24 protein-coding genes and 2 pseudogenes are annotated in these 25,581 nt (G+C 71.0%); 8 read left to right on the top strand and 18 right to left on the bottom strand.

All coding sequences use genetic code 11. The features are described from left to right. The first annotated feature begins 7 nt into the window (after positions 1–7). A complete protein-coding gene (locus ACGFSH_RS24095; RefSeq protein ID WP_393351927.1) occupies positions 8–712 on the top strand; it encodes an ABC transporter ATP-binding protein in 705 nt (234 codons plus the stop codon). Next, the gene (locus ACGFSH_RS24090; protein WP_393351925.1) at positions 712–3,543 is read left to right on the top strand and encodes an FtsX-like permease family protein; all 2,832 of its coding nucleotides are present in this window, start codon (positions 712–714) and stop codon (positions 3,541–3,543) included. The genes ACGFSH_RS24095 and ACGFSH_RS24090 overlap by 1 nt, the downstream gene beginning before the upstream one ends. Before the next feature lie 224 nt (positions 3,544–3,767). Here ACGFSH_RS24090 and ACGFSH_RS24085 read toward each other — a convergent pair whose 3' ends face one another. The 4 genes from ACGFSH_RS24085 to ACGFSH_RS24070 form a co-directional block, all read right to left on the bottom strand. Then, on the bottom strand, positions 3,768–4,160 hold the full coding sequence (locus ACGFSH_RS24085; protein WP_393351923.1) for a type II toxin-antitoxin system death-on-curing family toxin: 393 nt from the start codon (positions 4,158–4,160) through the stop codon (positions 3,768–3,770). After that, a complete protein-coding gene (locus ACGFSH_RS24080; RefSeq protein WP_007445201.1) occupies positions 4,157–4,351 on the bottom strand; it encodes a ribbon-helix-helix protein, CopG family in 195 nt (64 codons plus the stop codon). The genes ACGFSH_RS24085 and ACGFSH_RS24080 overlap by 4 nt, the downstream gene beginning before the upstream one ends. A gap of 78 nt (positions 4,352–4,429) precedes the next feature. Beyond that, the gene (locus ACGFSH_RS24075) at positions 4,430–5,770 is read right to left on the bottom strand and encodes a class I SAM-dependent RNA methyltransferase (protein ID WP_393351921.1); all 1,341 of its coding nucleotides are present in this window, start codon (positions 5,768–5,770) and stop codon (positions 4,430–4,432) included. A gap of 136 nt (positions 5,771–5,906) precedes the next feature. Beyond that, complete coding sequence (locus ACGFSH_RS24070) at positions 5,907–8,024, bottom strand: APC family permease (RefSeq protein ID WP_393351919.1); 2,118 nt, start codon at positions 8,022–8,024, stop codon at positions 5,907–5,909. A 448-nt stretch (positions 8,025–8,472) separates the two neighbouring features. On the opposite strand from ACGFSH_RS24070, the gene ACGFSH_RS24065 reads away from it, so the two are divergent. Both ACGFSH_RS24065 and ACGFSH_RS24060 read left to right on the top strand, forming a co-directional pair. Further along, a complete protein-coding gene (locus tag ACGFSH_RS24065) occupies positions 8,473–9,144 on the top strand; it encodes a TrkA family potassium uptake protein (protein WP_329414447.1) in 672 nt (223 codons plus the stop codon). Next, on the top strand, positions 9,141–9,821 hold the full coding sequence (locus ACGFSH_RS24060; protein WP_393351917.1) for a potassium channel family protein: 681 nt from the start codon (positions 9,141–9,143) through the stop codon (positions 9,819–9,821). The genes ACGFSH_RS24065 and ACGFSH_RS24060 overlap by 4 nt, the downstream gene beginning before the upstream one ends. Before the next feature lie 292 nt (positions 9,822–10,113). On the opposite strand, the gene ACGFSH_RS24055 is transcribed toward ACGFSH_RS24060, so the two are convergent. From ACGFSH_RS24055 to ACGFSH_RS24020, 8 genes and pseudogenes are all read right to left on the bottom strand, one after another. Then, on the bottom strand, positions 10,114–10,887 hold the full coding sequence (locus ACGFSH_RS24055) for a DUF3159 domain-containing protein (RefSeq protein WP_393351915.1): 774 nt from the start codon (positions 10,885–10,887) through the stop codon (positions 10,114–10,116). 3 nt (positions 10,888–10,890) lie between these two features. Then, the gene (locus ACGFSH_RS24050) at positions 10,891–11,289 is read right to left on the bottom strand and encodes an OB-fold nucleic acid binding domain-containing protein (RefSeq protein WP_393351914.1); all 399 of its coding nucleotides are present in this window, start codon (positions 11,287–11,289) and stop codon (positions 10,891–10,893) included. A 73-nt stretch (positions 11,290–11,362) separates the two neighbouring features. Then, positions 11,363–11,782, bottom strand: a pseudogene (locus ACGFSH_RS24045) (winged helix-turn-helix domain-containing protein); the annotation flags it as partial. A gap of 80 nt (positions 11,783–11,862) precedes the next feature. Next, positions 11,863–12,151 (bottom strand): annotated as a pseudogene (locus ACGFSH_RS24040) (response regulator transcription factor); the annotation flags it as partial. 323 nt (positions 12,152–12,474) lie between these two features. Beyond that, positions 12,475–13,656, bottom strand: a complete 1,182-nt coding sequence (locus tag ACGFSH_RS24035) for an alginate lyase family protein (protein ID WP_393351911.1) — start codon at positions 13,654–13,656, stop codon at positions 12,475–12,477. A gap of 233 nt (positions 13,657–13,889) precedes the next feature. Then, on the bottom strand, positions 13,890–14,654 hold the full coding sequence (locus ACGFSH_RS24030; protein WP_256915510.1) for a DUF3710 domain-containing protein: 765 nt from the start codon (positions 14,652–14,654) through the stop codon (positions 13,890–13,892). 1 nt (position 14,655) lies between these two features. After that, entirely contained in the window at positions 14,656–15,207 is a 552-nt protein-coding gene (dut, locus tag ACGFSH_RS24025) for a dUTP diphosphatase (RefSeq protein WP_393351908.1), read from the bottom strand. After that, positions 15,204–15,788: a PaaI family thioesterase gene (locus ACGFSH_RS24020; protein ID WP_393351905.1), complete on the bottom strand. Its 585-nt coding sequence runs from the start codon at positions 15,786–15,788 to the stop codon at positions 15,204–15,206. Before ACGFSH_RS24020 ends, dut begins: the two co-directional genes overlap by 4 nt. Positions 15,789–15,846: 58 nt before the next feature. On the opposite strand from ACGFSH_RS24020, the gene ACGFSH_RS24015 reads away from it, so the two are divergent. Beyond that, positions 15,847–16,311 carry a DUF3093 domain-containing protein gene (locus tag ACGFSH_RS24015; protein ID WP_393351902.1) on the top strand — a complete coding sequence of 155 codons (465 nt, stop codon included), beginning with the start codon at positions 15,847–15,849 and terminating at the stop codon, positions 16,309–16,311. A 96-nt stretch (positions 16,312–16,407) separates the two neighbouring features. Here ACGFSH_RS24015 and ACGFSH_RS24010 read toward each other — a convergent pair whose 3' ends face one another. The 4 genes from ACGFSH_RS24010 to ACGFSH_RS23995 form a co-directional block, all read right to left on the bottom strand. Continuing rightward, on the bottom strand, positions 16,408–17,355 hold the full coding sequence (locus ACGFSH_RS24010) for a hypothetical protein (protein WP_393351901.1): 948 nt from the start codon (positions 17,353–17,355) through the stop codon (positions 16,408–16,410). Positions 17,356–17,368: 13 nt separating this feature from the next. Continuing rightward, complete coding sequence (locus tag ACGFSH_RS24005) at positions 17,369–17,665, bottom strand: DUF4193 domain-containing protein (protein ID WP_003993510.1); 297 nt, start codon at positions 17,663–17,665, stop codon at positions 17,369–17,371. Positions 17,666–18,059: 394 nt separating this feature from the next. Next, positions 18,060–19,307, bottom strand: coding sequence for a sensor histidine kinase (locus tag ACGFSH_RS24000; RefSeq protein ID WP_393351898.1), 1,248 nt, complete (start codon positions 19,305–19,307; stop codon positions 18,060–18,062). A gap of 5 nt (positions 19,308–19,312) precedes the next feature. Beyond that, on the bottom strand, positions 19,313–19,966 hold the full coding sequence (locus tag ACGFSH_RS23995; RefSeq protein WP_003993508.1) for a response regulator transcription factor: 654 nt from the start codon (positions 19,964–19,966) through the stop codon (positions 19,313–19,315). Positions 19,967–20,380: 414 nt separating this feature from the next. On the opposite strand from ACGFSH_RS23995, the gene ACGFSH_RS23990 reads away from it, so the two are divergent. Beyond that, positions 20,381–20,554: a hypothetical protein gene (locus ACGFSH_RS23990; RefSeq protein WP_167467697.1), complete on the top strand. Its 174-nt coding sequence runs from the start codon at positions 20,381–20,383 to the stop codon at positions 20,552–20,554. A gap of 86 nt (positions 20,555–20,640) precedes the next feature. On the opposite strand, the gene ACGFSH_RS23985 is transcribed toward ACGFSH_RS23990, so the two are convergent. Then, positions 20,641–21,456, bottom strand: a complete 816-nt coding sequence (locus tag ACGFSH_RS23985; protein ID WP_393351895.1) for an inositol monophosphatase family protein — start codon at positions 21,454–21,456, stop codon at positions 20,641–20,643. Positions 21,457–21,464: 8 nt separating this feature from the next. Beyond that, complete coding sequence (locus tag ACGFSH_RS23980; RefSeq protein ID WP_393351893.1) at positions 21,465–22,592, bottom strand: ferrochelatase; 1,128 nt, start codon at positions 22,590–22,592, stop codon at positions 21,465–21,467. A gap of 234 nt (positions 22,593–22,826) precedes the next feature. Between ACGFSH_RS23980 and ACGFSH_RS23975 the strand changes: the two genes are divergently transcribed. Together ACGFSH_RS23975 and ACGFSH_RS23970 are read left to right on the top strand one after the other, a co-directional pair. Next, positions 22,827–24,065 carry an MFS transporter gene (locus ACGFSH_RS23975; RefSeq protein WP_393351890.1) on the top strand — a complete coding sequence of 413 codons (1,239 nt, stop codon included), beginning with the start codon at positions 22,827–22,829 and terminating at the stop codon, positions 24,063–24,065. Further along, positions 24,025–25,344, top strand: coding sequence for a D-arabinono-1,4-lactone oxidase (locus tag ACGFSH_RS23970; RefSeq protein WP_393351887.1), 1,320 nt, complete (start codon positions 24,025–24,027; stop codon positions 25,342–25,344). Before ACGFSH_RS23975 ends, ACGFSH_RS23970 begins: the two co-directional genes overlap by 41 nt. The last annotated feature ends 237 nt before the right edge of the window (positions 25,345–25,581 follow it).

The raw sequence follows: 25,581 nt of genomic DNA, 5'->3' as shown, positions 1-25,581 counted from the left end.
TGCATCCATGGCTGTGAGCGTGGCGTTACGCGGGGTGAGCCGCCGGTATCCAGGGCTGACCGCCCTGGACGGGATCGACCTGGAGGTCGCGGCCGGCGAGGTGGTGATGCTGACCGGGCCGTCCGGCGCCGGCAAGTCCACCGTCCTGCACGTGACGGGCGGCATGGACCAGCCCGACGAGGGGCACGTCGAGATCGACGGCACACGACTGATACCCAGGGATCTGGACCGTCACCGGCGGCGTGTCGGCTTCGTCTTCCAGCGCTTCCACCTGCTGCCCGCGCTGACCGCGCTGGACAATGTGCTCGCCCCCGTCCTGCCGCGCAGAGTGGACTTCGACCGGCGTGCGCGCGGTATGGAGCTGCTCGAAGCCGTCGGCCTGGACCAGCGGGCCGACGCCCTGCCCTCGCAATTGTCGGGCGGCCAGCAGCAACGCGTCGCCGTGGCACGGGCGTTGATCAACCGGCCGGGACTGTTACTGGCCGACGAGCCCACGGGCAACCTGGACAGCGTCATCGGGCGGGAGATCATCGACCTGCTGATGTCGCTGCGCGAGCGGTACGGGATGACGATGCTGATCGCCACGCACGACGTCGAGGTCGCCGCGGGCGGCGACCGGGTGGTGCGGTTGCAGGACGGCAGGATCACCTCCGACCAGCGGATCACCCCGTCCGGCGACGTGCTGCACCGGCTGGGGGGCCTGCGCCCGTGATGGCGATGATTCTCGACCAGCTACGGCGGCGGCGCGGGCGCGCGCTGGCCCTGGCCGCCGGGATCCTGGTGGCGGCGACCAGCTTCACCCTGCTGACCGCGACCGTGAGCACGAGCCAGGCGGCCACCGTGGGCACGGTACGGAAGAACGCACGCTCCGCGTACGACGTCCTGGTACGGCCGCCCGACTCGCAGACGGACGTGGAGCGGCGCAGCGGTCTGGTCACGCCGAACTTCCTGTCCGGCACGTTCGGCGGCATCACCGTCGACCAGTACCGGCGCATCCGCGGCATGGCCGGGGTCGACGTGGCGGCGCCGGTCGCCAACATCGGCTACCTCATGGTGGCGAGCACCGTCACGGTGGACGTGTCCCGCTTCCTGGACGGCAAGGCGTCCCGGCAGATCCTGCGCATCCGCCCCACGCTCACCTCCGGACTGGGCAGCTACCGCACCTCGGACGAGTACGTCTACCTCACCCGCTCCCCCCTGACCTCGGCCTCGGAGTCGGACGGCCTCTTCGAGTCCGACACCCTGGAGACGGGTGCGGTCGACAAGAGCACTCGGCGGTACCGCATCAAGGGGAAGTACGACGTGTGCTTCTACTTCAACCGGGACAAGACCGAGCAGACCCAGTTCAACCTGGACCTGCCGCTGAAGCCGAACATCATCGCCGAGGACCTCAGGGACAGGTCGCCGTTCGACCCCGACCTGAGTTCGCACATGAACTGCCAGTCCGGGCAGGACAAGGCCACCATCGACATCCCGGTCAGCTACCCCGTGCTGCTCGCCGCCATCGACCCGGTGGCCGAGGACCGCCTGGTGGGCCTCGGCGACACCATCGCCTCGGGCCGGATGCTCACCGAGCAGGACAAGCCGTGGAGGGTGTCCGGCGCCAGGAGCGTCCACGGACAGCACGACCGCTACATCCCGGCGCTGCTCAGCGACACCCCGCTGACCACCGGCACCCTCGACGCCACCGTCGAGCGGCTCGACGTCGGCGACCCGGCCGGGCTGCCGTCGAAACTGGGCAACCCGACAGCCGCCGGCTTCGTCCGGAACCTGCACGGCACCACGGTGGGCCGAACCCGCGTCGACCTGGGCAAGGGCTACCGGAAGGCACTGACCGAGGACTCGGTCGACACCGGCAGCTACTGGACGGTCGGCCCGGTCACCTACCGCCGGACCTCCGACGGCGACCTCGCCGCGCAGTCGCAGCCCCCGCAGAAGCCCGGCCTGTGGATCACCAACTCCAACCGGCAGCCGTTCCCCAACGTCCCCGAGGAGAACCACCAGGGCACCCAGTACCGGAAGGTGACCAGTCACGCCGCCACGAACTGCATCGGACTGGGCACGTGCGACGGCGTCGACTCCGGACGTCTGCCCAATCCCTTCGTCCACCTGGTCGGCCGCTACGACACCGGCAGACTGCCCGGCTTCTCGCCCTTGTCCGACACCCCCCTGGAGACCTACCAGACGCCGCAGGTCACCGGCGCGGACAGCGCGACCCGAGCGAAACTCCACGACCGGCCCCTCCAGCCCGACCGCAACCTCGGCGGCTACGTCAGCCCGCCGCCCACCATGCTGACGACGATGGACTCCATCACCGCGCTCACCAAGAGCCGCCGGGTCCCGAGCCTCCAGGACAAGGCGCCGGTCAGCGCGATCAGGATCCGGGTGGCCGGAGTGACCGGCGTCGACACCGCCTCCCGGGCGCGGGTGAACGCGGTGGCCGGGAAGATCCGGGCCACCTACCCCCGGCTCCAGGTCGACGTCACCGTCGGCAGCTCGCCCGCGCCGCAGACGGTGGCACTCGGCGACACGGCACAGGTGACGGAGCGTTGGGTCGCCAAGGGCGTGGCACTGCGCATTCTCCGGGCGGTGGACACCAAGAGCGCGGTGCTCTTCGTGCTGGTCCTCGTCGTGTGCGCCCTCTTCATCGGCCAGGCCGCGCTGGCCTCGGTGCGCTCACGGCGCACGGAGATCGGCACGCTGCGCTGCCTGGGCTGGAGCGGTGGGGAAGTGCTCCGCCTGGTCCTCGCCGAACTGGCGCTGATCGGCCTCGCCGCGGGAACCGTGGGCACGGTGCTCGCGTACGTGCTGGGCCGGATGCTCGGCCAGCCCGAAGCCGGCGCCAAGTCACTCCTCGTACTCCCGGTGGCGCTCCTCCTGGCCACCGCGGCGGGCCTGATCCCCGCCTGGCTCGCCACCCGGCTGGGCCCGATGGAAGCCGTCCGGCCCCCGGTGACGGCGGCCCGCCGCGCGCACCCGGTGCGCTCGGTGGCCGGACTGGCCATGCTCAACCTGCTGCGGGTGCGGGGCCGCACGCTGCTGGGTGCGGCCGGGCTGGCACTGGGAGTGGCCGCCTTCACGGTGCTGCTCGCCCTGACACTGGCCTTCCGGGGCGAGGTGGCCGGGTCGCTGCTCGGCAGCGCCGTGGTGGCGCAGGCGCGCGAGGCGGACTACCTCAGCGTCGCCCTGTCCCTGCTGCTGGGCGCCGCCGGCGCCATCGACGTCCTGGTCATCTCGCAACACGAACGCGCCGCCGATCTCGCGGTGCTGCGCGCGACCGGCTGGACCGACCGCGAGCTGGCCAAGCTGACCCTCTACGAGGGAATCGGCCTGGCTCTGCTGGGCGGCCTGTCCGGTGCGGTGGCCGGCCTGGCCGGGGTGGTGGCCCTCGGCCGGGGCGTGCTGCAAGGCCACCTGTTCCCGGTCGCCGGCGCCGCCCTGCTGGCCACGCTCGCGGCGACCGCCCTGGTGGTGACGGCCCTGGCGGTGCCGATCCGCAGACTGTCCCGGATCGCCCCCGCCCACCTGCTCGCCACCGACTGAGCCGAGCCGGCACCGTCGGCCGCTTCACAACCGACCCCGGCCCATGATCTCGGGCCGGGGTCGTCCGGTGGTGTCCCGGCCGTGCCGGCGACGGGACAGGCGCGGTCCGTGGCCCGGTGACGGACTCGGGAGGCGGCGGCCGTGACCGAACGCATCGGTGAACGCGGCCGGACGTCATCACCGCACGAAGCCTCGTTCCGCCCCGGACCTCACGGCGTCGAACGTCAGGAGACCGGGAACCAGGTCGAGAGGCGCTTGGCGATGGCCGGCACATCGATGTCGTCCTGCGCGACGTCCTCGACGAACGGGCCGGCGACGGAGACAGGCGGCGGGACGGCACCGGCGCTGACGCCGTTGAACCGCAGGAAGACACGCATGGCGAGCCAGGCGGTGCGCTTGTTGCCGTCGATCAGCGCGTGGTTGCGGGCAACGGAGTGCAGCAACGCCGCCGCCTTCTCGTGCAGCGCGGGATACAGCTCGGCCCCGAACACGTTCGTCCGGGGTCGCTCGATCGCCGACACCAGAAGCCCCATGTCGCGCACGCTGTGCTCGGTGCCGTTGACCATGCGGGCGATGGCCAGGATCTCGTCGACCTGGACGTAACGCACGGTCGTCACTTCAGGTAGTCCAGAATTTCCGCATCGCTGTCCATCAGCTCGGCCAGAACGTCATCGACCTTCAGCTCGGCCCGGTCCTGGGCGTCACGGATGGCCTCGATGGCCAGCTCCTGCTTGCTGCGCCCCTCCCGACGAGCCCGCTCGGTGAGCTTCGCGTCAAGGTCGTCGGGGAGTCGAAGTGTCATCGCCATACAGCCATGATACCTGAGCGGTATCACACTCGTCCGAAGCCGTCGCCCACACAGGCACCTCGCTCACGCATCCGCAGGTCAGAGCGCCTTGTCAGCAGGCTCCAGGATCGCGACACACTCCACGTGATGCGTCATCGGGAACAGGTCGAACGCCCGCAGCGTCCGCACCCGGTAGCCGCCGTCGCGGAAGTACGCCAGGTCCCGGGCCAGCGCGGCCGGGTCGCAGGCGACGTAGGCGATCTTGCGGGCGCCCAGCGACGACAGGTGCTCCACCGTCTTCTTGCCCGCGCCCGCGCGCGGCGGGTCCAGGACGATGAGGTCGACCTCGGTGATCCCGGTGCGCGGGAGGACGCTCTCGACCTTGCCCTGCTCGATCCGCACCCGGTCGAAGCCCGCGAGGTTGTGCCGGGCGTCCTCGACGGCGCGCTTGCCGGACTCGATGCCGAGAACCGCGCCCTTGTCGCCGAGGCGGTCGGCGAGCGCTCCGGCGAAGAGGCCGACGCCGCAGTACAGGTCGAGCGCCATGTCGCCTTTGCGCGGCAGCAGGCCCTGCATGACGGCCTTGACGAGGGTGTCGGCGGCCTGCGGGTGGACCTGCCAGAAGCCGCCGCTGCCGACGCGGTAGGTCCGGCCGTCGGCGCGCTCGCGGACGAAGGCGCGTCCGTGGACGCGGTGGATGCCACCGTCGTGCTCCTCGACGCGCATGACGGAGACCGGCCGGTCGAGTTCGACGAGCGGCAGGCGGGCGCCGGGCCGCGGTTCGAGGATCACCATGCGGTCCTGGGAGCCCGTCGCAGCGATGGCGTCGACGGATCCCATCCCCGACCAGTCGCGCTGCTCGATCCCCAGCTCGCTGACGCCTTCCGCGGCGATCATGCAGCGCTCGATCGGCTCGACCTCGTGCGAGCGGTGGCGTCGCAGGCCGGCGTTGCCGTCGGCGTCGACGGCGTACTGCACGCGGGTGCGCCACTGCGGGACCTGTCCGGCGGGCAGCTTGTCGCCCTCGGCCGGCATGACGGTGCCGTCCCAGCCGGCTTCCTCGGGCGTGAGGCCCGCGAGCCGCTGCAACTGCTCGGCGATCACCTCGCCCTTGAGGCGGCGCTGCGCGCCGGGCTTGGCGTGCTGCCAGTCGCAGCCGCCGCAGCGGCCGGGCCCGGCGTAGGGGCAGGGGGCCTCGACGCGGTCCTTGGACGGCTCCAGTACGCGCACGGCGTCCGCCCGCAGGAAGCGCGCGCCCTCCTCGCCGTCGGTCACCCGCGCCACGACCCGCTCGCCGGGCAGCGTGTGGCGGACGAACAGCACCTGTCCGGCCTCGGTGCGGGCGATGCAGTGGCCGCCGTGGGCGACGGGCCCCACCTCGACCTCGTACTCCTCGCCGACGAGGGACGCCGCCTGCGACTTCTTCGGTTCTGCCTGCATGGCGGGGGGACTCCACAACGTCGAACGAGGAACGGCCGGACAACAGCCCACCAGTCTACGTGGCTGTGGTCCGGCCGTTCACCACGCGCCGATGCGGAGGGCGGGGTGCGGGGCGGGTGTCAGTGCGGGGCGAGGGTCAGTTCTTGTCGTCCGGTCCCGGGGCGCCCGGCCTCGGCGCGCTGCCGGAGCCCGGCGCGGGAGCCGACGCGGAGCCCGACGGTTCCTTGGGGCGGCCCACCTGCGCGGGGCCGCGCCGCACCGAACCCGGGGCGTTCCACTCCGAGCGCCTGCGGGCCCGCTTCTTCGCCGCCTCGGACGACTGAAGCTGGTAGGGGACGGACGTGACCATGACGCCCGGCGTGAACAGCAGCCTGCCCTTGAGCCGCAGCGCGCTCTGGTTGTGCAGCAGGTGCTCGTACCAGTGACCCACCACGTACTCGGGGATGATCACCGACACGGCATCGCGCGGCGACTCCCGGCGCAGGCTTTTGACGTACTCGATGACCGGCCGGGTGACCTCGCGGTACGGCGAGTCGAGCACCTTGAGCGGTACGTCGATCCCGCGCCGCTCCCACTCCGCGCGCAGGGCCTTCGTCTCGGTCGGGTCGACGTTGACGGTGAGCGCCTCCAGGGTGTCGGAGCGCATCAGCTTGGCGTAGGCGAGAGCGCGCAGCGTCGGCCGGTGGATCTTGGAGATCAGCAGCACCGAGTGGACGCGCGAGGGCCGGACGCTGTCGTCGCTGGGGCCCTCGGGGGCGGCGATCTCGGCGGCGACGCCGTCGTAGTGGCGGCGGATCGCGGTCATCACCCCGTAGAAGATCACCATGCCGAGCAGGGCGACCCAGGCACCGTGCGTGAACTTGGTGATGAGGACGACGACCAGGACCAGCCCCGTGAAGAAGGCGCCGAAGGTGTTGATGGCCCGCGAGCGGACCATGTGACGTCGCTCGGCCTGGTCGGTCTCGGTGGACAGGAGCCGGTTCCAGTGGCGGACCATGCCCGTCTGGCTGAGGGTGAACGACACGAACACGCCGACGATGTAGAGCTGGATCAGCCGGGTGGAGTCGGCGCCGTAGATGACGACCAGCAGCATGGCCGCGCCGGCGAGCAGCACGATGCCGTTGGAAAAGGCCAGGCGGTCGCCGCGGGTGTGCAGCTGACGGGGCAGGTAGCGGTCCTGGGCGAGGATCGAGCCGAGCACCGGGAAGCCGTTGTAGGCGGTGTTGGCCGCGAGGAACAGCACCAGGGCGGTGGCCGCGGCGAGCACGATGAAGAAGAAGCTGTTCTTGCCGAAGACGGCCTCGGCGACCTGGGTGATCACCGGGTTCTGCACGTAGTCGGCGCCGACGCCGACCCCGTTCTTCAGCAGGTCCGTGGCCGGGTTCTCGGCCATGCGGACCTTGGTGACGAGCGCCAGCACGATGATGCCGCAGAACATGGTGACCGCCAGCAGCCCCATCGCCGCGAGCGTGGTCGCCGCGTTCTTCGACTTGGGCTTGCGGAAGGCCGGCACGCCGTTGGAGATCGCCTCGACTCCGGTGAGCGCGGCGCAGCCGGAGGAGAACGCGCGCAGCAGCAGGAAGACCAGCGCGAAACCGGCCAGGCCCTGGTGCTCGGCCTTGATCGTGTACTGCGAGGTGGGCGCGCGCATCGTGTCGTCGAGCACCAGCCCGCGGAAGGCGCCCCAGGCGATCATGATGAAGACGCCCGCGACGAACACATAGGTGGGGATCGCGAAGAGCTTGCCGGACTCCTTGACGCCGCGCAGGTTCATCAGCGTCAGCAGCACGATGACGGCGACCGCGCAGGCCACCTTGTGCTCGACGACGAAGGGGATGGCGGAGCCGAGGTTCTCGATGCCGGAGGAGATCGAGACGGCGACGGTGAGGACGTAGTCGACGAGCAGCGCGCTCGCCACCGTCAGGCCGGCCTTGGGGCCGAGGTTGGTGTTGGCGACCTCGTAGTCGCCGCCACCGCTGGGATAGGCGTGGACGTTCTGCCGGTAGGAGGCGACCACCGTGAACATCAGCACGACGACCGCGAGGGCGATCCACGGGCTGAAGTGGTAGGCCGACACGCCCGCGATGGACAGGACCAGCAGCACCTCCCCGGGCGCATAGGCCACGGAGGACAGCGGGTCGGAAGCGAAAACGGGAAGGGCGATGCGCTTCGACAGGAGCGTCTCTCCCAGTCGGTCGCTGCGCAGTGCACGCCCGATCAGAATCCGTTTGGGCACGTCGGTCAGTTTGGACACAACAGAGGATCGTAGGCCTTCGAACACGGGACCGCCCACCCTCCCCCGGGCTCAGCCGGGTGACAGGTCCCCGCGTCTGCCTCCCGGGTGAAATCCGCCGGGCCCGGGTTGCGGATTCCGCAGCCTCGCGGATCGTCATGGCTATATGACAATCCCCCGCCCGCTGACGCCCCCCGGAGGCTCCATGCACACCACCGCGGAGATCATCGGCGCCGTCGGCACCCTCGTCGGCCTCGGAATCCTTACCTTCCTCAGCGTCTGGAGCATCAGCAGGCGCTAGCCGGGCCCGGAGCGGGCGAACCGCGCGCCGACCGTGCACGGGGGTGCCCTGCGAGGACCGCGCCTGTGTAGCTTGGGCGGCGGTCTGAGACCCTGTTCAGGGCCGAGCGCCATGGCCAGGCCGAAAAATTTATGGACTTCTTTACTTGTTGACCTCGGAAGGACGGTCGTGCACATCGTCATCATGGGCTGCGGCAGAGTGGGTTCCGCTCTCGCGCAGACCCTGGAGCAACAGGGGCACACGGTCGCGGTGATCGACCAGGACCCCACCGCCTTCCGACGACTCGGCTCCGGTTTCGGCGGCCGCCGTGTCACCGGCGTCGGCTTCGACCAGGACACCCTGCGCGAGGCGGGGATCGAGGAGGCCGGCGCGTTCGCCGCCGTCTCCAGCGGTGACAACTCCAACATCATCGCGGCCCGCGTGGCCCGCGAGATGTTCGGCATCGAGAACGTCGCCGCGCGTATCTACGACCCGCGCCGCGCCGAGGTCTACCAGCGGCTGGGCATCCCCACCGTCGCCACCGTCCGCTGGACGGCCGACCAGATGCTGCGCCGGCTGCTGCCCTCGGGCGCGGAGCCGCTGTGGCGCGACCCCACCGGCGGCGTCCAGCTCGCCGAGGTGCACACCGCCGCGTCCTGGGTCGGCCACAAGATCAGCACGCTTCAGGAGGAGACGGGCGTGCGCGTGGCGTTCCTGACCCGCCTGGGCGAGGCGATCCTGCCCAGCTCGCAGACGGTCCTCCAGGAGGGCGACCTGGTGCACGTGATGCTGCGCACCGACGAGGTCGAGAAGGTCGAGGCCTCGTTCGCCGAGGGTCCCAAGGAGGACGGTCACCGATGAGGGTCGCCATTGCCGGAGCCGGCGCCGTCGGACGTTCGATCGCCGGCGAACTGCTGGAGAACGGCCACGAGGTTCTCCTCGTCGACAAGGCGCCGACCGCCATCTCGGTCGAGCGCGTCCCCCAGGCCGAGTGGCTGCTGGCCGACGCCTGCGAGATCACCTCGCTGGACGAGGCCGCGCTCCAGCGCTGCAACGTCGTGATCGCCGCCACCGGCGACGACAAGGTCAACCTGGTCGTCTCGCTGCTGGCCAAGACGGAGTACGGCGTCCCGCGCGTCGTCGCCCGCGTCAACAACCCGAAGAACGAATGGCTCTTCAACGAGTCATGGGGCGTGGACGTGGCCGTGTCGACCCCGCGTTTGATGTCGGCCCTGGTCGAGGAGGCGGTGAGCGTCGGCGACCTGGTCCGGCTGCTCCGCTTCAGCCACGGCGACGCCAACCTCGTCGAGCTGACCCTGCCCGAGGAGTCGGCCCTGGCCGGCACCCAGGTCGGCGACGTGGAATGGCCGGAGGACACCTCCCTCGTCACGATCATTCGCGGCACCCGCGTCCTGACCCCGACCCGCGAGGACTCGCTGGAACCGGGCGACGAACTGCTCTTCGTGGCCGCCCAGGCCCGAGAGGAGCAATTGGAGGACCTGCTGTCGGTCCGCAAGGACGACAACACCAGGAGCTGAGCCCGGCGGTCCGTTCCTGTCCGTTCCCTACGACGACGGGGACGGCCGAGGGATCGACTTGGGGGGCGCCTGGAGATCTCCGGGCGCCCCCAGGTGGTTGCCATGGCAGCCGCAGTCGCGCTGTGCGCCGCGCCGTCGAGCCTTCAGCCGCGCGATTGCGCTGTCAGCCCGACGGTTGCGCTGGAAGTCGGTTGGTCGCCCCGTCAGTCGGTTGGTCGCGCTGTCGGCCGGACGGCTGAGCTGTCGGCCAGACGGCAGTTCCTGAGGCGATCGGCCACCCCGGCGCCGGGAACTATCCCTCCCGGCGGTGCCGCCCGCCGGCCTCCGACGCCTCAGCCGCAGTCCCCGCGGCAGCGGCGGCGGCCTCTGCCTTCTCCGCCGCCTCCATCTCCGCGAACACGTCGATCGGCGCGGGCGCCTTCGCCAGGAAGACCCAGGTCAGCCAGACGGCGAGCAGGAACGGCGGGATCTTGAGGGCTACCAGCACCCAGCCCAGCTGCTCGGTGTCCGCCCACAGGTAGAGGGGGAAGAGGATCGCGCACTTGGCGAGCAGGATCAGCCCCCACGCCCAACTGGCCTTGGCGTAGGCCTTCTTGCGCCCCGGGTTACGGGTCCGCCAGGAGAGGTTCTCCTTGAAGACCGGCCCCAGGATCAGCCCGATCAGGGGGACCCCGCACAGGGTCGTGATGATGTAGGCGAGCGCCAGGCCCAGCGTGTAGAGCATGCCGGGCAGGTAGAAGGCCTTGGCGTTGCCGGTCATCATCGCGAAGACGACGCCGAACGCGACGCCGAAGACGCCGCTGAACGCGTGCTTGACCGTGTCCTTCATCACCAGGCGGACCACGACCAGGACCAGCGACACCGCGAGCGCGGCGATCGCGGACATGTGCAGGTTCTTGTTGATCGTGAAGATCGTGACGAAGACCAGGCCCGGCACCACCGTCTCGACCATTCCGCGGACCCCGCCGAACGCCTCGAACAGCGCGGCCTCGGTCACCGCCCGGGCATCGGCCGCGGCCGTGTCCTCCGCGGTCGTGTCTTCGGTCGGCTTGTCGAGCGACGTCACCGGCTACTCCCTACCCAGGGGTCTCAGTTCGTACTTGGGGTTGAACAGCACCCGGCGGCCCCGGCTCATGGAGACCCGGCCCGATGCTATGAGCTTGCGCCCCGGTTCTATGCCCACGATGGAGCGCCTGCCCAGCCACACCACGTCGAGTGCCGCGGTACCGTCGAACAGCTCGGCCTCCAGGGCGGGGACTCCGGCGCGCGGCCGCAGGGTGACCGTGCGCAAGGTACCAGTAACGGTGACGATCTGCCGGTCCCGGCAATCCCCGATCCGCGTGCAGCCCGCCGTCTCGGCGTCCTCACGCAGCTCCTCGGACTCCAGGTCCTCCTGCGACGTGGAGAGCCGGTCGAGCATGCGCCGGAACCGGCCCACCGGCTTTTCGGAACGAGGAACAGCGCTCATATCTGAAGCGTACCGGGGCCTGCCGACAGACCCGTACCCGCGCCGGTCGCCCGCCTCCCGGCCCAGGTGGGACCTACCGTTCGAACCGGTACCCCGTGCCGGGTTCGGTGACGAGATGCCTCGGATGCGAGGGGTCCTCCTCGAGCTTGCGTCTGAGCTGCGCCATGTACACCCGCAGGTAGTTCGTCTCCCTCCCGTATGACGGCCCCCACACCTCCTGGAGCAACTGCCTCTGTCCGACCAGACGGCCGGTGTTGCGCACCAGCACCTCCAGCAGCCGCCACTCCGTGGGCGTCAGCCTCACCTCCTTGCCGGCCCGGTGCACCTTCCTCGCGGCGAGGTCGACGGTGAACCCGTCGGTCTCCACCAGGACCTCGGCCCCGCTGCCGTCGGCGGCTTCGGCGCGGTGGACGGCGGCCCGTAGCCGGGCGAGCACGTCGTCCACGCCGAACGGCTCGATGACGTAGCCGTCCGCGCCCGCCCCGAGCGGCTCGGCCCGCGCCTGCTGGGCCTCGCCCTCCCGGTCGTCCTGGCCCCCGCCCTCGCCGACGCCTCCACCCGCGTCGTCAGCCTTGCCCGAGGAGTGGCCGGCGGACAGGAGCAGGATCGGCGCGCCGGTCCGGGCGCGCAGCTTTCTGATCGCCTCCGGTCCGTCCATGTCGGGCAGGCCGGGATCGAGGAGGACCACCTCCGGGGGGCGGGCCGCGGCGAGCCGGAGCGCGGTGACGCCGTCGTGCGCGGTGTCGACCTCGTAGCCGCGGGCCCGGAGTCCGGCCACCAGGGCACGCGCGGTCTGCGGCTCGCCGTCGACGACGAGCACCCTCGCAGGGGCCTGGGGCGTCCCCCCGGCCGGGCTCTGCATGCGGCCTGCCTCTCGGGTGTCGCGGGTGTCATGCGTTCCACGGGCGCTACGGATGGTGCGGGTGTCGCGGATGGTGAGGCGCCACAAGGGACGCGGGTGTCGGGTGGGTGCGCATGCGGAGGCCTGCTGACGCCTTCCGTGTGCCATGGGCTCATTGTCTTCCTGTCTTCGCTGTCCGTGCGGCGTGCGGCGTCTGCCTGGCGACCGGCGCCTGCGGTACGGGGGGGGCGGGCCGAGGGGCGGGGCGCGCCGCCGACGCACCCTCGACGCCGGCGGACGTCGTGGCCCCTCAGCCCTTCATCGGACGAGCCCCCCGCATCGGTTCACGCGGGGTTGTCCCCGTGGGTCAGGGTCTCCCAGGCGACGAAGAGGTTGTTGCTGCCGGCCGGGCGGTTCCGCAGGGTCAACGTCTGGGTGTTGCTCATCACGATGCCCAGCCGGTTGTGCAGCGCGTTGTAGCCGACCTCGGTGACGGGGCCGAGTTCCTGATTCAGGGATCCGCCGCACAGCCAGCTCGGGACGGCGGCGCCGAGCTGGTACTTGGCCTGGAAGCCGAGCGCCTGCCTCAGGCGCTCGCCGACGTCGGTGCCGTACAGGTCCTGGCCCTGGATCCGGCTGGTCTCGGCGACGTGGGAGATCGCGGAGACGCCGTACCCGGTGTGGGTGAGATCCCGGCAGGTCTCCTGGGTCAGCCCGGTGACGAAGGTGCTCTGTCCCTGCCAGTAGGCGACGATCTTGGCGCGGGTGTTCAGGTTCTGGCTGGGCACGGTCTTCGGCAGCTCGCCGTCGGAGGCGAGGTAGACGTAGGCGGCGGTGCGGGTGCGGAACTTCGCCATGGCCTTGTCGTACGAGGCCTTGTCCTCCAGGAAGACGGAGATGCCGACGGCGGCCTCCGTCATCGACAGCTCCCAGTTGCCGTTGGAATTCGAGCCGTTGATCACCTCGGGCAGGTACACGTCGCGCAGCATGGCCGCGAAGCGCGCGGAGTTCGCCCAGTTGCCCGGGTACGTGTACTTGACGATCTCGGCGGCCCTCGGCCAGGTCGAGCCCGCCCAGCCGGTCTGCAGCGGGGCGTTGCTGTTCGTGTGGTCGGTGATGACGCCCGACCAGGCGTCCATCAGCGCGATGGCCTTCCTGGCGTACCGCTCGTCCCGTGTGATGTACCAGGCGAGGGCGTCGGTGTAGGCGGCGAGAGCGTCCTCGCGTTCGTCCGTGCAGCCGTAATTCGGGTTGGAGTAGGACCCGCACTCGACGACGGCGCGGGGCTTGGGGGTGCGGTTCAGGTCGGCGTACTTGCTCGCCAGGAGCTGGTCGAAGGCTCCCTTCCACGGCTGGGCCGAGGCGTCGACCTTGGCCCGGACGAAGTCCAGTTGCGCCCGGGAGACGGTCACTCCGGGGTGGACGAACGTGGCGGGGGCGGCTTGCGCCGGCGGCGAGTTCGGGGACGCCAGGGCGCCCACGACGGCCAGCGAGGTGAGGGTCACGAGGAATGCGGCTCGACGCACGGAGGCTCCGTTCTTGTTCCTGTATGTGAACACCGAGCGCCCTTATGAACTCAGGCGTTGAGCGGAGACCGTAGGTCCAGACCAATGAGGCGTCAAGCCTTCCTGCACGCGGAAGTGTGGGCGGCGAGGGAACGACGAAGGGCCGCACCCCGGTGAGGGGTGCGGCCCTGTCGGCCGTGCGTTCCACCGAGGCGCCGGGCGTCGGCGCCTTCGGCGGGTCGGTCAGGTGCGGGTCAGCGGACCTCGGTGATCTCCGGTCCGCGCTGGAGCTGGCCCATGCCGCCCGAGAAGCGGGAGCTCTCGTCCTGCTGCTGGATGCCTTCGGGGACCATCTGCGCGTCGTTCGGCAGCTTGAGGACGATCGGGTCGCGGGGCGCCATCGGCCCCTCGCCGCGGACCACGACCGTGTCGCGGAAGATCTGCTCCAGCAGCCCCGCCGCCTGCGGCTGCACCGCGCCCTGGCCCGAGATCACCCCGCGCAGGAACCAGCGGGGGCCGTCCACGCCGACGAACCGCACGACGTGGAAACCGCTCGTGCCGTCCGGCAGCTGCACGGGGACCTGCGCCCGCAGTTCCCAGCCCAGCGGGCCCTCGACCTCGTCGACGATGCCACCCTGCTGGGTGATGCCGGAGCCGATCTCCTCGCGCACCTCGCCCCAGATGCCCTCGCGCTTGGGGGCGGCGAAGGCCTGCAACTGGATGGCGCTGTCGCGCAGGACGACCGTCGCGGCGACGATCGCGTCACCGGCGACCTCGACCCGCAGCTCCATGCCGTCGACCCCGGGCACGAAGAGACCGCCGAGGTCCACGCGGCCCTCGGCGGGGTCGCGCACCTCAGAGTCGTCCCAGGGCCCGTCGGGCCGCGGCTCCGGCTCGAGCCGTACGCGCTCGCGCTCGCCCTCTACGTCGTCCGCCTCAGTGTCGACACTGTCGACGACCTGCTCGGCCTCGCCGGCCGCGTCCTCGGCGGCACCCTTCTTGTTGCGACGTCCGAACACGTCACTGTCCTTCCCGGTCGGATACGACCGAAGCGTATCGATTCCCACCCGTCGCGCCGCCCACGGCGGCCTGACCGCTTGTACCGCTTGCGCCGCCCACGGCGGCATGGCCGCCGGTGGACCCGAAGCCCCCTGCGGCCCGCGCCGAACCGGGAAGCTCCGCCACCTCCTGGAAGCGGACCCTCTCGACCTGCTGGACGACCAGTTGGGCAATCCGGTCGAAGCGCTCGAACCGCACGGATTCGCGCGGGTCGAGATTCACCACGATCACCTTGATCTCCCCACGGTACCCGGCATCAACCGTCCCCGGGGCATTCACGAGGGCCACACCGCATCGGGCGGCCAGCCCCGAACGGGGGTGCACGAAGGCCGCGTACCCCTCGGGCAGGGCGATCGACACCCCCGTGGGCAGTACGGCCCGCTCCCCCGGCGCCAGTTCCCGGCTCTCGGTGGTGCGCAGATCGGCCCCCGCGTCCCCGGGGTGCTCGTACGCCGGAAGCGGTACATCGGGGTCGACGCGCCGGATCAGGACGTCCAGCGGGGGGCGGCTCACGGGTTCACCTCGAAGGCACGGGCCCGCCTGATCTGGTCCGGGTCACTCATGGCGGCCCGGATCTCCTCCTCGCGGCCGTGCTGCACGAAGTGCTCGACCGCTACCTCCACGAAGAGCGCCTCGGCACGGACGGCAAGGGGCCCGTCGGGGCCGCCGATCCGGCCGGCCGCACGCGAGTAGATCTTGCGGCGGGCCACGGCCGTCACCTCGGCCTCCAGGTACAGCGTGGCGCCGACGGGAACGGGCCGCACGAAATCGGTCTCCAGCCGTCCGGTCACCGCGACCGTGCGCAGCAGCCAGTTCAGGGAGCCGAGCGTCTCGTCGAGGGCCGCCGCAAGGATCCCGCCGTGCGCGAGTCCCGGCGCACCCTGGTGGGCCTCCCGCACGGTGAACTCGGCGGTGACGCTCACCCCGTCGCCGACCCGCGTCTCCAGGTGCAGCCCGTGGGCCTGCCCGCCGCCGCATCCGAAACAGTGTTCGTAGTGGGCGCCCAGAAGCTCACCGGGCGCGGGAGCATCGGGGTGGCGCACGGGTTTCACGGCGTCGGCCGGAGGCTCTAGAGCTGCGGAAGTACCACTCACAGCCGCAGACCTTACCCGCGCGTCCGCGATATCCGGACACCGTGCCAAGCTTGGCTCCATGCAGCTCTCCGCCGCCCCCTACGAAGAACGCCTCACCGCGCCCCGCTCGTGGTGGTTCGTCTCGTTCCTCGTGGGCCTGTCCATGGCCCTGATCCTGTTGCCCTTCGGCACGCTGCCGTTGCTCGGCGGCCTGGTCGGCGGCACCGCCGTCGCGGCCGTGGTGGCCAGCTCCTACGGTTCGCTGCGCATCCGGGTGGTGGGCGACTCCCTGATCGCGGGCGAGGCGAAGATCCCGGTCGCCGCGCTGGGAGAGACGCAGATCCTGGACGCCGAGGAGGCGCGCGCCTGGCGCACCCACAAGGCCGACACCCGCGCCTTCCTGCTGCTGCGCTCGTACATCCCCACGGCTCTGAAGGTGGAGGTCACCGACCCGGACGACCCCACCCCGTACCTGTATCTGTCGACCCGGGAGCCGGAGCGCCTGGCGCAGGCCCTCGCGGCGGCGCGGGAAGCGGCGGCGTAGCGGACGGCTTGAGCGGCGGCGCAAGAGGGGGCACAGCCCCGGCCGCCGCCTACTGGACAAGGTCGTCGGCGCAGCGGCTCCGGGCCGGCGGCGGGGTCAGCGCCCGGGCTCCTCGGGGCTTCCGGGGATCTCTCCCATGATCAGCGGGTCCGCCGGTTTCTCCAGCGCGGGAAGTCCCTTCAGCTCGTCCCAGGGGACCTGCATTCTGCGCAGGTCGGCCCGGACTTTCGCGGCGACCCTTCTGGTGTCGCGCCGGTTCATGACCGCGCCGACGACCGCGCCCACCATGAACGGCATCAGGTTCGGCAAGTCGCGGACCATCCGCTTCATGATCTGCTGGCGCAGCTCGCGTTTCATCTGGCCGCCGAGGGCCGAGTTGATCGTGGACGGCTTCAGCACGTCGACGCCGCGTTCACCCGACCACGAGCGCAGGTAGGCGGTGCTGCGGTCCTTGAGACCACCCGGCGGGCGCAGGCCGTAGACCTCGTGGAGTTCGGCGATCAGTTTGAGTTCGATGGCCGCGACACCGGTGATCTCCGCGGCCAGCTCGGTCGGCATCGCGGGCGGCACGGGCAGCATCGCCGCCGCTCCGATGCCCGCGCCGACGGTGGACGTGGCGTTCGCCGCGCCCGTCACGAGTTTGTCGGCGATCTCTTCCGGCCCGAGCCCCGGGAACTGCCGTCGAAGCGTCTGAAGGTCCCGTACGGGGACCCGGGGGGCGAGGTCGATGATCCGGTCGGCCAGGTGTCCCAGGCCCGCCCTGGCCCGTTTGCCGCCCTGTCGGGCGCCTTCCCGGGCCAGGCCCGTGGCCTTGTCCCGGATGACCGCCGCCCGCCGCCTTGCGACGGGGGCGGCGTTCCGCGCCGGCGCCGGTAGGTCACCCCTGTCCGCCGCGGGTTCGAGCGAGGCAGATCCCGCCGGGACTGCTCCCGTGCCGGATGAGCCTCGCTCGTCGTCACGCACGCCGTGAGGGCCGTCGGACGGCCCTTTGTCCGTTCCCCACAGGGGGAAGCGGCGCTTCCGAGGTGGGGTCGAGCCAGTCACGGCCGACCCCGCCTCAGTCGCAGTCGCGGCAGATCGGCTGGCCGTTCTTCTCCCGGGCCAGCTGGCTGCGGTGGTGCACCAGGAAGCAGCTCATGCAGGTGAACTCGTCCTGCTGCTTCGGCAGCACCCGGACGGCCAGCTCCTCGTTCGAGAGGTCCGCGCCGGGCAGTTCGAGGCCTTCGGCGGCCTCGAACTCGTCGACGTCGACCGCGGAGGCGGACTTGTCGTTCCGCCTCGCCTTCAGCTCTTCAAGGCTGTCTGAGTCGACGTCGTCATCGGTCTTGCGTGGGGTGTCGTAATCGGTAGCCATTTCGCCTCTCCCCCTCTGGGTTTTTGCGGTGTCTCCAGCGCACGTAACGCGTGAGAGGCCGGACTTGTGCCCGCCTCGAGGCGGAGATTTTGCCTCACATCAAGGTCTGTTACTCAATCGACACCCAACCGAACTCCTCACGAGTGATCGGCTTGGATGGCGAACGGGACCGTACACGGTCCGATTGCCGCACTTCAAAGGCGCCTCACCGTGTACTTCCCGTGATCAGGACCCTCGAAAACCCGGATTTTCCGGGCTTTACACGGGCACCATGATCACGGAGAGTAGATGGCCGGAAATTCGCCCCTGTGATCGATCACACATGAGGCGGCCCGCTGTCAGCCCGGAAAATTCCGCGCAAAGCGAACATCCCCGTGTGTGTCGCGACATGATCTCAGACAGGGAAGGTGACTCGCATCACGAGTCCACCCCCCTCACGCGGCTCGGCCACGATATGGCCGCCGTGCGCCCGGGCCACGGACCGCACGATGGACAGACCGAGCCCGACCCCCTTGTCGCTGCCCGTCCGCTCGGTACGGAGCCGACGGAACGGTTCGAAGAGATTGTCGATCTCGTACGCCGGAACGACCGGACCGGTGTTCGACACGACCAGAACCGCCTGGCCGTGCCGGACGTCGGTGGTCACCTCGACCCAGCCACCCTCGGGCACGTTGTACCGCACGGCATTCTGCACGAGATTCAGCGCGATCCTCTCCAAAAGGACGCCGTTGCCCTGAACGACCGCGGTTTTCTGCTCACCGCGGATCGTCACGCCCTTCGCCGCCGCCTCGGCGTGCACCTGGTCGACCGCCTGCTCCGCGACCTCCGCGAGGTCGACCGGCCTGCGTTCGACGATCTGGTTGTCGCTGCGGGCGAGCAGCAGGAGGCCCTCCACGAGCTGCTCGCTGCGCTCGTTGGTCGCCAGCAGTGTCCTGCCGAGCTGCTGGAGTTCCACGGGCGCGCCGGGATCGGAGAGGTGCACCTCGAGCAGCGTGCGGTTGATCGCCAGCGGTGTTCTCAGCTCGTGCGAGGCGTTGCCCACGAAGCGCTGCTGGGCGGTGAAGGCGCGCTGGAGGCGCTCCAGCATGTCGTCGAAGGTGTCGGCCAGCTCCTTCAGCTCGTCGTCCGGGCCGTCCAGCTCGATACGGCGGGACAGGTCCGAGCCCGCCACCGCGCGCGCGGTGCGGGTGATCCGACCGAGCGGGGACAGCACACGGCCGGCCATGGCGTAACCGAACGCGAAGGCGATCACGGCGAGGCCGAGGAGGGCCAGCAAGGAACGACTTAGGAGATCATCGAGGGCCGCCTGCCGCTGGTGATCGATGCAGGCGCTGACCGCGGAGTTGAACTGGGTCAGCCCCGACTCCGCGGTGAGCCCGGAGCAGGTCGTGCTGGCCACCTTGATCAGACCGGTGGCGCTCACGATCTTGAAGGGCGGCTGGTTGCCCGTGCTGATGGCCTGCGCCGCCAGCAGGTAGATGATCGACAGCAGCATGATGCCGGCGATCAGGAACATGCCGCCGTACAGCAGGGTCAGCCGTATGCGGATGGTCGGGCGGAGCCAGGGGAAGGGCAACTGGGGGGTTCGGGGGTCCCAGGTGGGCTTGGGGGGCGCCTTGGGGGGCGCGGGCATGGACGTCACGGCGGTCAGATCCGGTAGCCCGAACCGGGAACGGTGACGATCACCGGCGGTTCGCCCAGCTTGCGGCGGAGCGTCATGACCGTCACGCGCACGACGTTCGTGAACGGGTCGGTGTTCTCGTCCCACGCCTTCTCGAGGAGCTGCTCCGCGGAGACGACCGCGCCCTCGCTGCGCATCAGCACCTCCAGGACGGCGAACTCCTTGGGCGCGAGCTGCACCTCCTTGCCGTCGCGGAAGACCTCGCGGCGGTTGGGGTCGAGCTTGATGCCGGCCCGCTCCAGGACGGGCGGCAGCGGAACGCTGGTGCGCCGGCCGAGCGCGCGCACGCGGGCGATCAGCTCGCTGAAGGCGAAGGGCTTGGGAAGGTAGTCGTCGGCGCCGATCTCCAGGCCCTCGACCCGGTCGCTGACGTCGCCGGAGGCCGTCAGCATCAGCACGCGCGTGGGCATGCCGAGTTCGACGATCTTGCGGCAGACGTCGTCGCCGTGCACGAGGGGGAGGTCGCGGTCGAGGACGACCACGTCGTAGTCGTTGACGCCGATGCGCTCCAGGGCGGCCGCACCGTCGTACACGACGTCGACGGCCATGGCCTCCCGGCGCAGTCCGGTGGCCACCGCATCGGCGAGCAGCTGCTCGTCCTCGACGACGAGTACGCGCACGTCGCAGTCCTTCCTGTGTCCACCCGGGCAGCCTTGTCGGACGCACGCGGGCGGGGGTCTCGGTGAGTGTTGCGTCCATCCTGCCCTTTTCGGCCGTAAGTCGGCGGTAAGACGGGTGGGAGGTGGATGAAGGGCGGGTGTGAGGCCCGGGAATGCGAGATTTTCTCGTGCGGTTGAGGTTTCCGTGGAGGGACGCAGGGGGAGGACGGCTTTACACCCCGCGATCACGCTCTGCATGTGCCGCTGCACCATGTGGCACTCCGCGGTCCGCTTGCCGCAGAGCGGGCGTGGGTGTCCGGCACCGTCGCCGCCCGGCAGGGCAGCGCTGGGCACCTGTGAGAGACGTGATCGCCCCTTCCCAACCCGGCACACCCCCGTGCCAACGACCCACGACCCAGGACGAGGGGGCGCAGCATGGACGCATTCACCGCAGGACTTCTGCAGCGCATAAGGGCGACCGAGACCGACCTGACGCGGGCTCGCGACGAGGGCGACGACTTCCTCGTCGAGGTGGAGCAGGCCGAGCTCGACGACCTGCGTCGCCTCGCCGCCGAGCACGGTGTGGAGGTCGGCGCGACGAGCGTCTAGCGGTAGGCGCGCACGCGCCTGGGGCCCCGGCGAATCCAGCGCCGGGGCCCCTCCGCGTGTCCGCCCGGGGCCGGGCGGGTCCGCGCTCAGTCGTGCCAGGCTCCGAAGTCCTCCAGCAGGCGCTGGAGGGGCTCGAAGACGCCCGGGGTGGCGGCGATCGCCAGATCGCGTCCGGGGCGCTCTGCGGGCCGTCCACCGGTCAGCGCGCCCGCTTCCCGGGCGATGAGGTCGCCCGCGGCGAGGTCCCAGGGGTGCAGGCCGCGCTCGTAGTAGCCGTCGAGCCGGCCGACGGCCACGTCGCACAGGTCGACGGCGGCCGAACCGCTGCGCCGGATGTCCCTGAGGAGCGGGATGAGCCGCTGCGCGACGTCCGCCTGGTGGGTGCGGACCTCGGTGACGTAGTTGAAGCCGGTCGAGACCAGGGCCTGATCGAGCGGGGCGGCCGGCCGGCAGGCCAGGACGCGCTCCCCCGCCCACGCGCCGGTCCCTCGCGCGCCGGCGCCGCGCACGGCGTGGAACGTCTCGCCGCGCATCGGGATCCCGACCACGCCGACCACGGTCTCGCCGTCCTGCTCGGCGGCGATGGAGACGGCCCAGGTGGACAGTCCGTAAAGGTAGTTGACCGTGCCGTCGAGGGGGTCGATCACCCAGCGGACGCCGCTGCTGCCCTCGCTGGAGGCGCCCTCCTCGCCGAGGAAGCCGTCGTCGGGGCGGCGCTCGGAGATGATCCCGGTGATCAGTTTCTCGGCCGCGATGTCCATCTCGGTGACGACGTCGATGGGGCTGGACTTGGTGGCGGCGACCGCGAGGTCGGCCGGGCGGCCGTCACGCAGGAGCTCGCCGGCGCAGCGGGCGGCCTCCTGGGCGATGGCGAGCAGTTCTGTGTGCAGGGGGTCGGTCACGCCGTTCCTCACGCGTAGGGGCTGTCGGCGCCCGCTGCGGCGGGCTTGGGTGCACGGGCGGGGCAGCAGCCGGCCGGGCACAGGTGGTGGCTCGGCCCGAGTGCCCCGAGGGCGCACGGGGTGACGTCCAGGCCGTTCTCCACCGCGGCGCGCTCCAGGACGAGTTCGCGGACGGCTGCGGCGAAGCGGGGGTCGGCGCCGACGGTGGCCGAGCGGCGCATGGGCAGGCCCAGCTCGCGGGCCTTGGCCTCGGCCTCGGTGTCGAGGTCGTAGAGGACCTCCATGTGGTCGGAGACGAAGCCGATGGGGGCGACGACGACCGCCGGGACGCCGGCCGCGTGCCGCTCCTCCAGGTGGTCGCAGATGTCGGGCTCCAGCCAGGGGATGTGCGGGGCGCCGGAGCGGGACTGGTAGACGAGCTGCCACGGGTGGTCCACACCGGTGCGCTCGCGGACCGCGTCGGCGACGAGACGCGCGGTGTCCAGGTGCTGCCTGACGTACGCGCCGCCGTCCCCGTGGTCCTCGACCGGGCCGGAGGCGTCCGCGGCCGAGGTCGGGATGGAGTGGGTGGAGAAGGCGAGGTGGGCGCCGTCTCGGACGTCCTCGGGGAGGTCGGCGAGCGAGCGCAGCACGCCGTCGATCATGGGTTCCAGGAAGCCGGGGTGGTTGAAGTAGTGGCGCAGCTTGTCGACCCTGGGCGGCTGGAGGCCCTCGGCCTCGAGCGCGGCCAGGGCGTCGGCGAGGTTCTCGCGGTACTGGCGGCAGCCGGAGTACGAGGCGTAGGCGCTGGTGGCGAGGACGAGGACGCGGCGGCGGCCGTCGGCGGTCATCTCGCGCAGGGTGTCCGTGAGGTAGGGGGCCCAGTTGCGGTTGCCCCAGTAGACCGGCAGGTCCAGGCCGTGGCCGGCGAAGTCCTTGCGCAGGGCGTCCAGCAGGGCGCGGTTCTGTTCGTTGATGGGGCTGACCCCGCCGAACAGGAAGTAGTGCTGCCCCACCTCCTTGAGGCGTTCCTTGGGGATGCCGCGCCCGCGGGTCACGTTCTCCAGGAACGGGACCACGTCGTCCGGGCCTTCCGGGCCGCCGAACGAGAGCAGGAGCAGGGCGTCGTAGGGGGTGGCATCGAGCGCGTCTGGCATGAGTCGATCCTGCCACCCGGCTCCGACAGGCGGGAAACGGCCGGGGCCGGGCGCGCGAGCCCGGCCCACGGGGGTGCGTTAGGGTTGCCTAAGTTCTTGTGTCAGCTGTATGAGGCGCGGTCGCGCCTTACGCTTCTGCCGGGGCCCGGTATGCCGCGCGCCGAGCCCTGCGGAGCCGCCCCTTCGTGCCGCGCCGTGCGTCCCGCGCGCGTGACCGGACCACCGGAGATCCCTGTGCCCAGCCCCTACCGCGCCCTGTTCGCAGCCCCCGGCTCCAAGGGTTTCTCCGCCGCGGGGTTCCTCGGCCGGATGCCGCTGTCGATGATGGGCATCGGCGTGGTCACGATGGTCTCCCAGCTCACGGGCCGTTACGGGCTCGCCGGCGCCCTGTCGGCGACGATCGCGCTGGCGGCCGCGGTCCTCGGGCCGCAGATCTCGCGCATGGTGGATCTGCACGGGCAGCGCCGGGTGCTGCGACCGGCGACGCTGGTCGCCCTCGCGGCCTCGGCCGGGCTGCTGCTGGCCGCGCACTTCGAGTGGCCGGACTGGCTGCTGTTCGTGTGCGCCGTCGGGATCGGCGCCGTGCCCAGCCTCGGCGCGATGGTCCGGGCCCGCTGGGCGGCCCTGTACCGGGGCACGCCGAAGCTGCACACCGCGTACTCCTTCGAGTCCGTGGTGGACGAGGTGTGCTTCATCTTCGGGCCGATCATCTCCATCGGTCTGTCCACGGTCTGGTTCCCGGAGGCCGGGCCCCTGCTGGCGGCCTGCTTCCTCGCGGTCGGAGTCTTCTGGCTGACCGCCCAGCGGGCCACCGAGCCCGCGCCCCATCCGCGCGAGCAGCGGGACCGGGGCTCCGCCCTTCGCTCGCCGGGTCTGCAGGTCCTGGTGTCCACCTTCGTGGCGACCGGAGCGATCTTCGGAGCGGTCGACGTGGTCACCGTGGCCTTCGCCGACGAACGCGGCCACAAGGGTGCAGCGAGCGTCGTCCTGGCGCTGTATGCGGCCGGTTCCTGTCTGGCGGGCATCGTCTTCGGCCTGCTGCGGCTGAAGGGGTCGCCGGAGCGTCGCTGGCTGCTGGGCGTGTTCATGATGGGCGTGAGTATGATCCCCCTCCTACTGGTCGGAAACTTGCCGTTCCTGGCCGTGGCGCTGTTCGTAGCGGGCCTGGCCATCGCTCCCACGATGATCACCACCATGTCCCTCATCGAAGAGCACGTACCGCGCGCGCAACTGACCGAGGGCATGACCTGGATTAGCACCGGGCTCGCGGTCGGGGTCGCGCTCGGCTCCTCCGTAGCCGGCTGGGTCATCGACGCGGCCGGGGCGCGGGCCGGGTACGGGGTTCCGGCGGTGTCCGGGGCCGTCGCGGTCGCGGTCGGTTTCCTGGGCTACCGTCGGCTGAGCAGGCCGGCTCCGGGTCGGGGAGGCACCGTTGAGCAGCACAGCGAGCGCGAAGAACGGCACGTGGCGTAACTGGGGCGGCAACGTCGTCGCCCGCCCCGCGCGGGAGGTCATGCCCGCCTCCGTCGACGAGCTGGCCGAGGCGGTCCGCCGGGCCGCCGAGGACGGCCTGAGGGTGAAGGCGGTGGGAACCGGCCACTCCTTCACGTCGATCGCGGCAACCGACGGCGTCTTGATCCGCCCTCAACTGTTGACCGGCATCCGCAAGATCGATCGCGACGACATGACCGTCACGGTCGAGGCCGGAACGCCGCTCAAGAGACTCAACCTGGCCCTGGCGCGCGAGGGTCTGTCGCTCACCAACATGGGCGACATCATGGAACAGACGGTCTCCGGAGCCACCAGCACCGGCACCCACGGCACCGGCCGGGAGTCGGCGTCCATCGCCGCCCAGATCAAGGGGCTCGAACTCGTCACGGCGGACGGCTCGGTGCTCGTCTGCTCCGAGAAGGAGAACCCCGACGTCTTCGCGGCCGCCCGGATCGGCCTGGGCGCCCTCGGGGTCGTCACCGCCGTCACCTTCGCGGTGGAGCCCGTGTTCCTGCTCACCGCGCGCGAGGAGCCGATGCCCTTCGACAGGGTCCTCTCCGAGTTCGACGAGCTGTGGGCCGAGAACGAGCACTTCGAGTTCTACTGGTTCCCGCACACCGGCAGCACCAACACCAAGCGCAACAACCGCAGTGCCGGCCCCGCGAAGCCGGTGAGCCGGGTCGCGGGCTGGATCGAGGACGAGTTCCTCTCCAACGGCGTCTTCCAGGTGGCCCAGTGGGTCGGGCGGGCGGCGCCCCCGACGATCCCCGCCATCGCCCGGCTCTCCAGCAGGGCCCTGTCGGCGCGCACCTACACCGACATCCCCTACAAGGTGTTCACGTCGCCGCGCCGGGTGCGGTTCGTGGAGATGGAGTACGCGGTGCCGCGCGAGGCGGTGACCGAGACGCTGCGCGAACTGAGGACGGCGATCGACCGGTCGGGGCTGCGGATCAGCTTCCCTGTCGAGGTGCGCACCGCTCCCGCGGACGACATCACGCTGTCCACCGCCTCCGGGCGCGACAGCGCGTACATCGCCGTCCACATGGTCAAGGGCACGGCGTACCAGGGGTACTTCACCGCGGCCGAGCGCATCTTCACGGCGCACGAGGGCCGTCCGCACTGGGGCAAGGTGCACACGCGGGACGCCGAGTACTTCGCCGGCGTGTACCCGCGCTTCGCGGAGTTCACGGCTCTGCGGGACCGGCTGGACCCCCGACGCCTCTTCCAGAACGACTACCTGCGCAGGGTCCTGGGCACCTGACGCGGCCTCACGGACGCGTCGTGCGCGCGGCGTCGGCGGCCTCGTCGCGCCGCTCGGACGACGCCGTCCCGGCCCGGCCGGAAATCGTCGGTCCGTGGCGCGAAGATCGCGTGAAGTGTGCCACGCCCAAGATCGGGAAGGCGCGTGACGGAGGGCCTGAAGTCCTCTCTTGCCAGAAGTCGGGTGGCGCGCCAATCCACGCACGTGGCCCAAATGGAGTACTGTTGCGAGCCCTGG

This window comes from Streptomyces sp. NPDC048481 (assembly GCF_043200075.1).
Lineage (GTDB): Bacteria > Actinomycetota > Actinomycetes > Streptomycetales > Streptomycetaceae > Streptomyces.
Note: the sequence above shows the minus strand (reverse complement) of the source record. Positions and strands in the feature narration are given on the sequence as shown.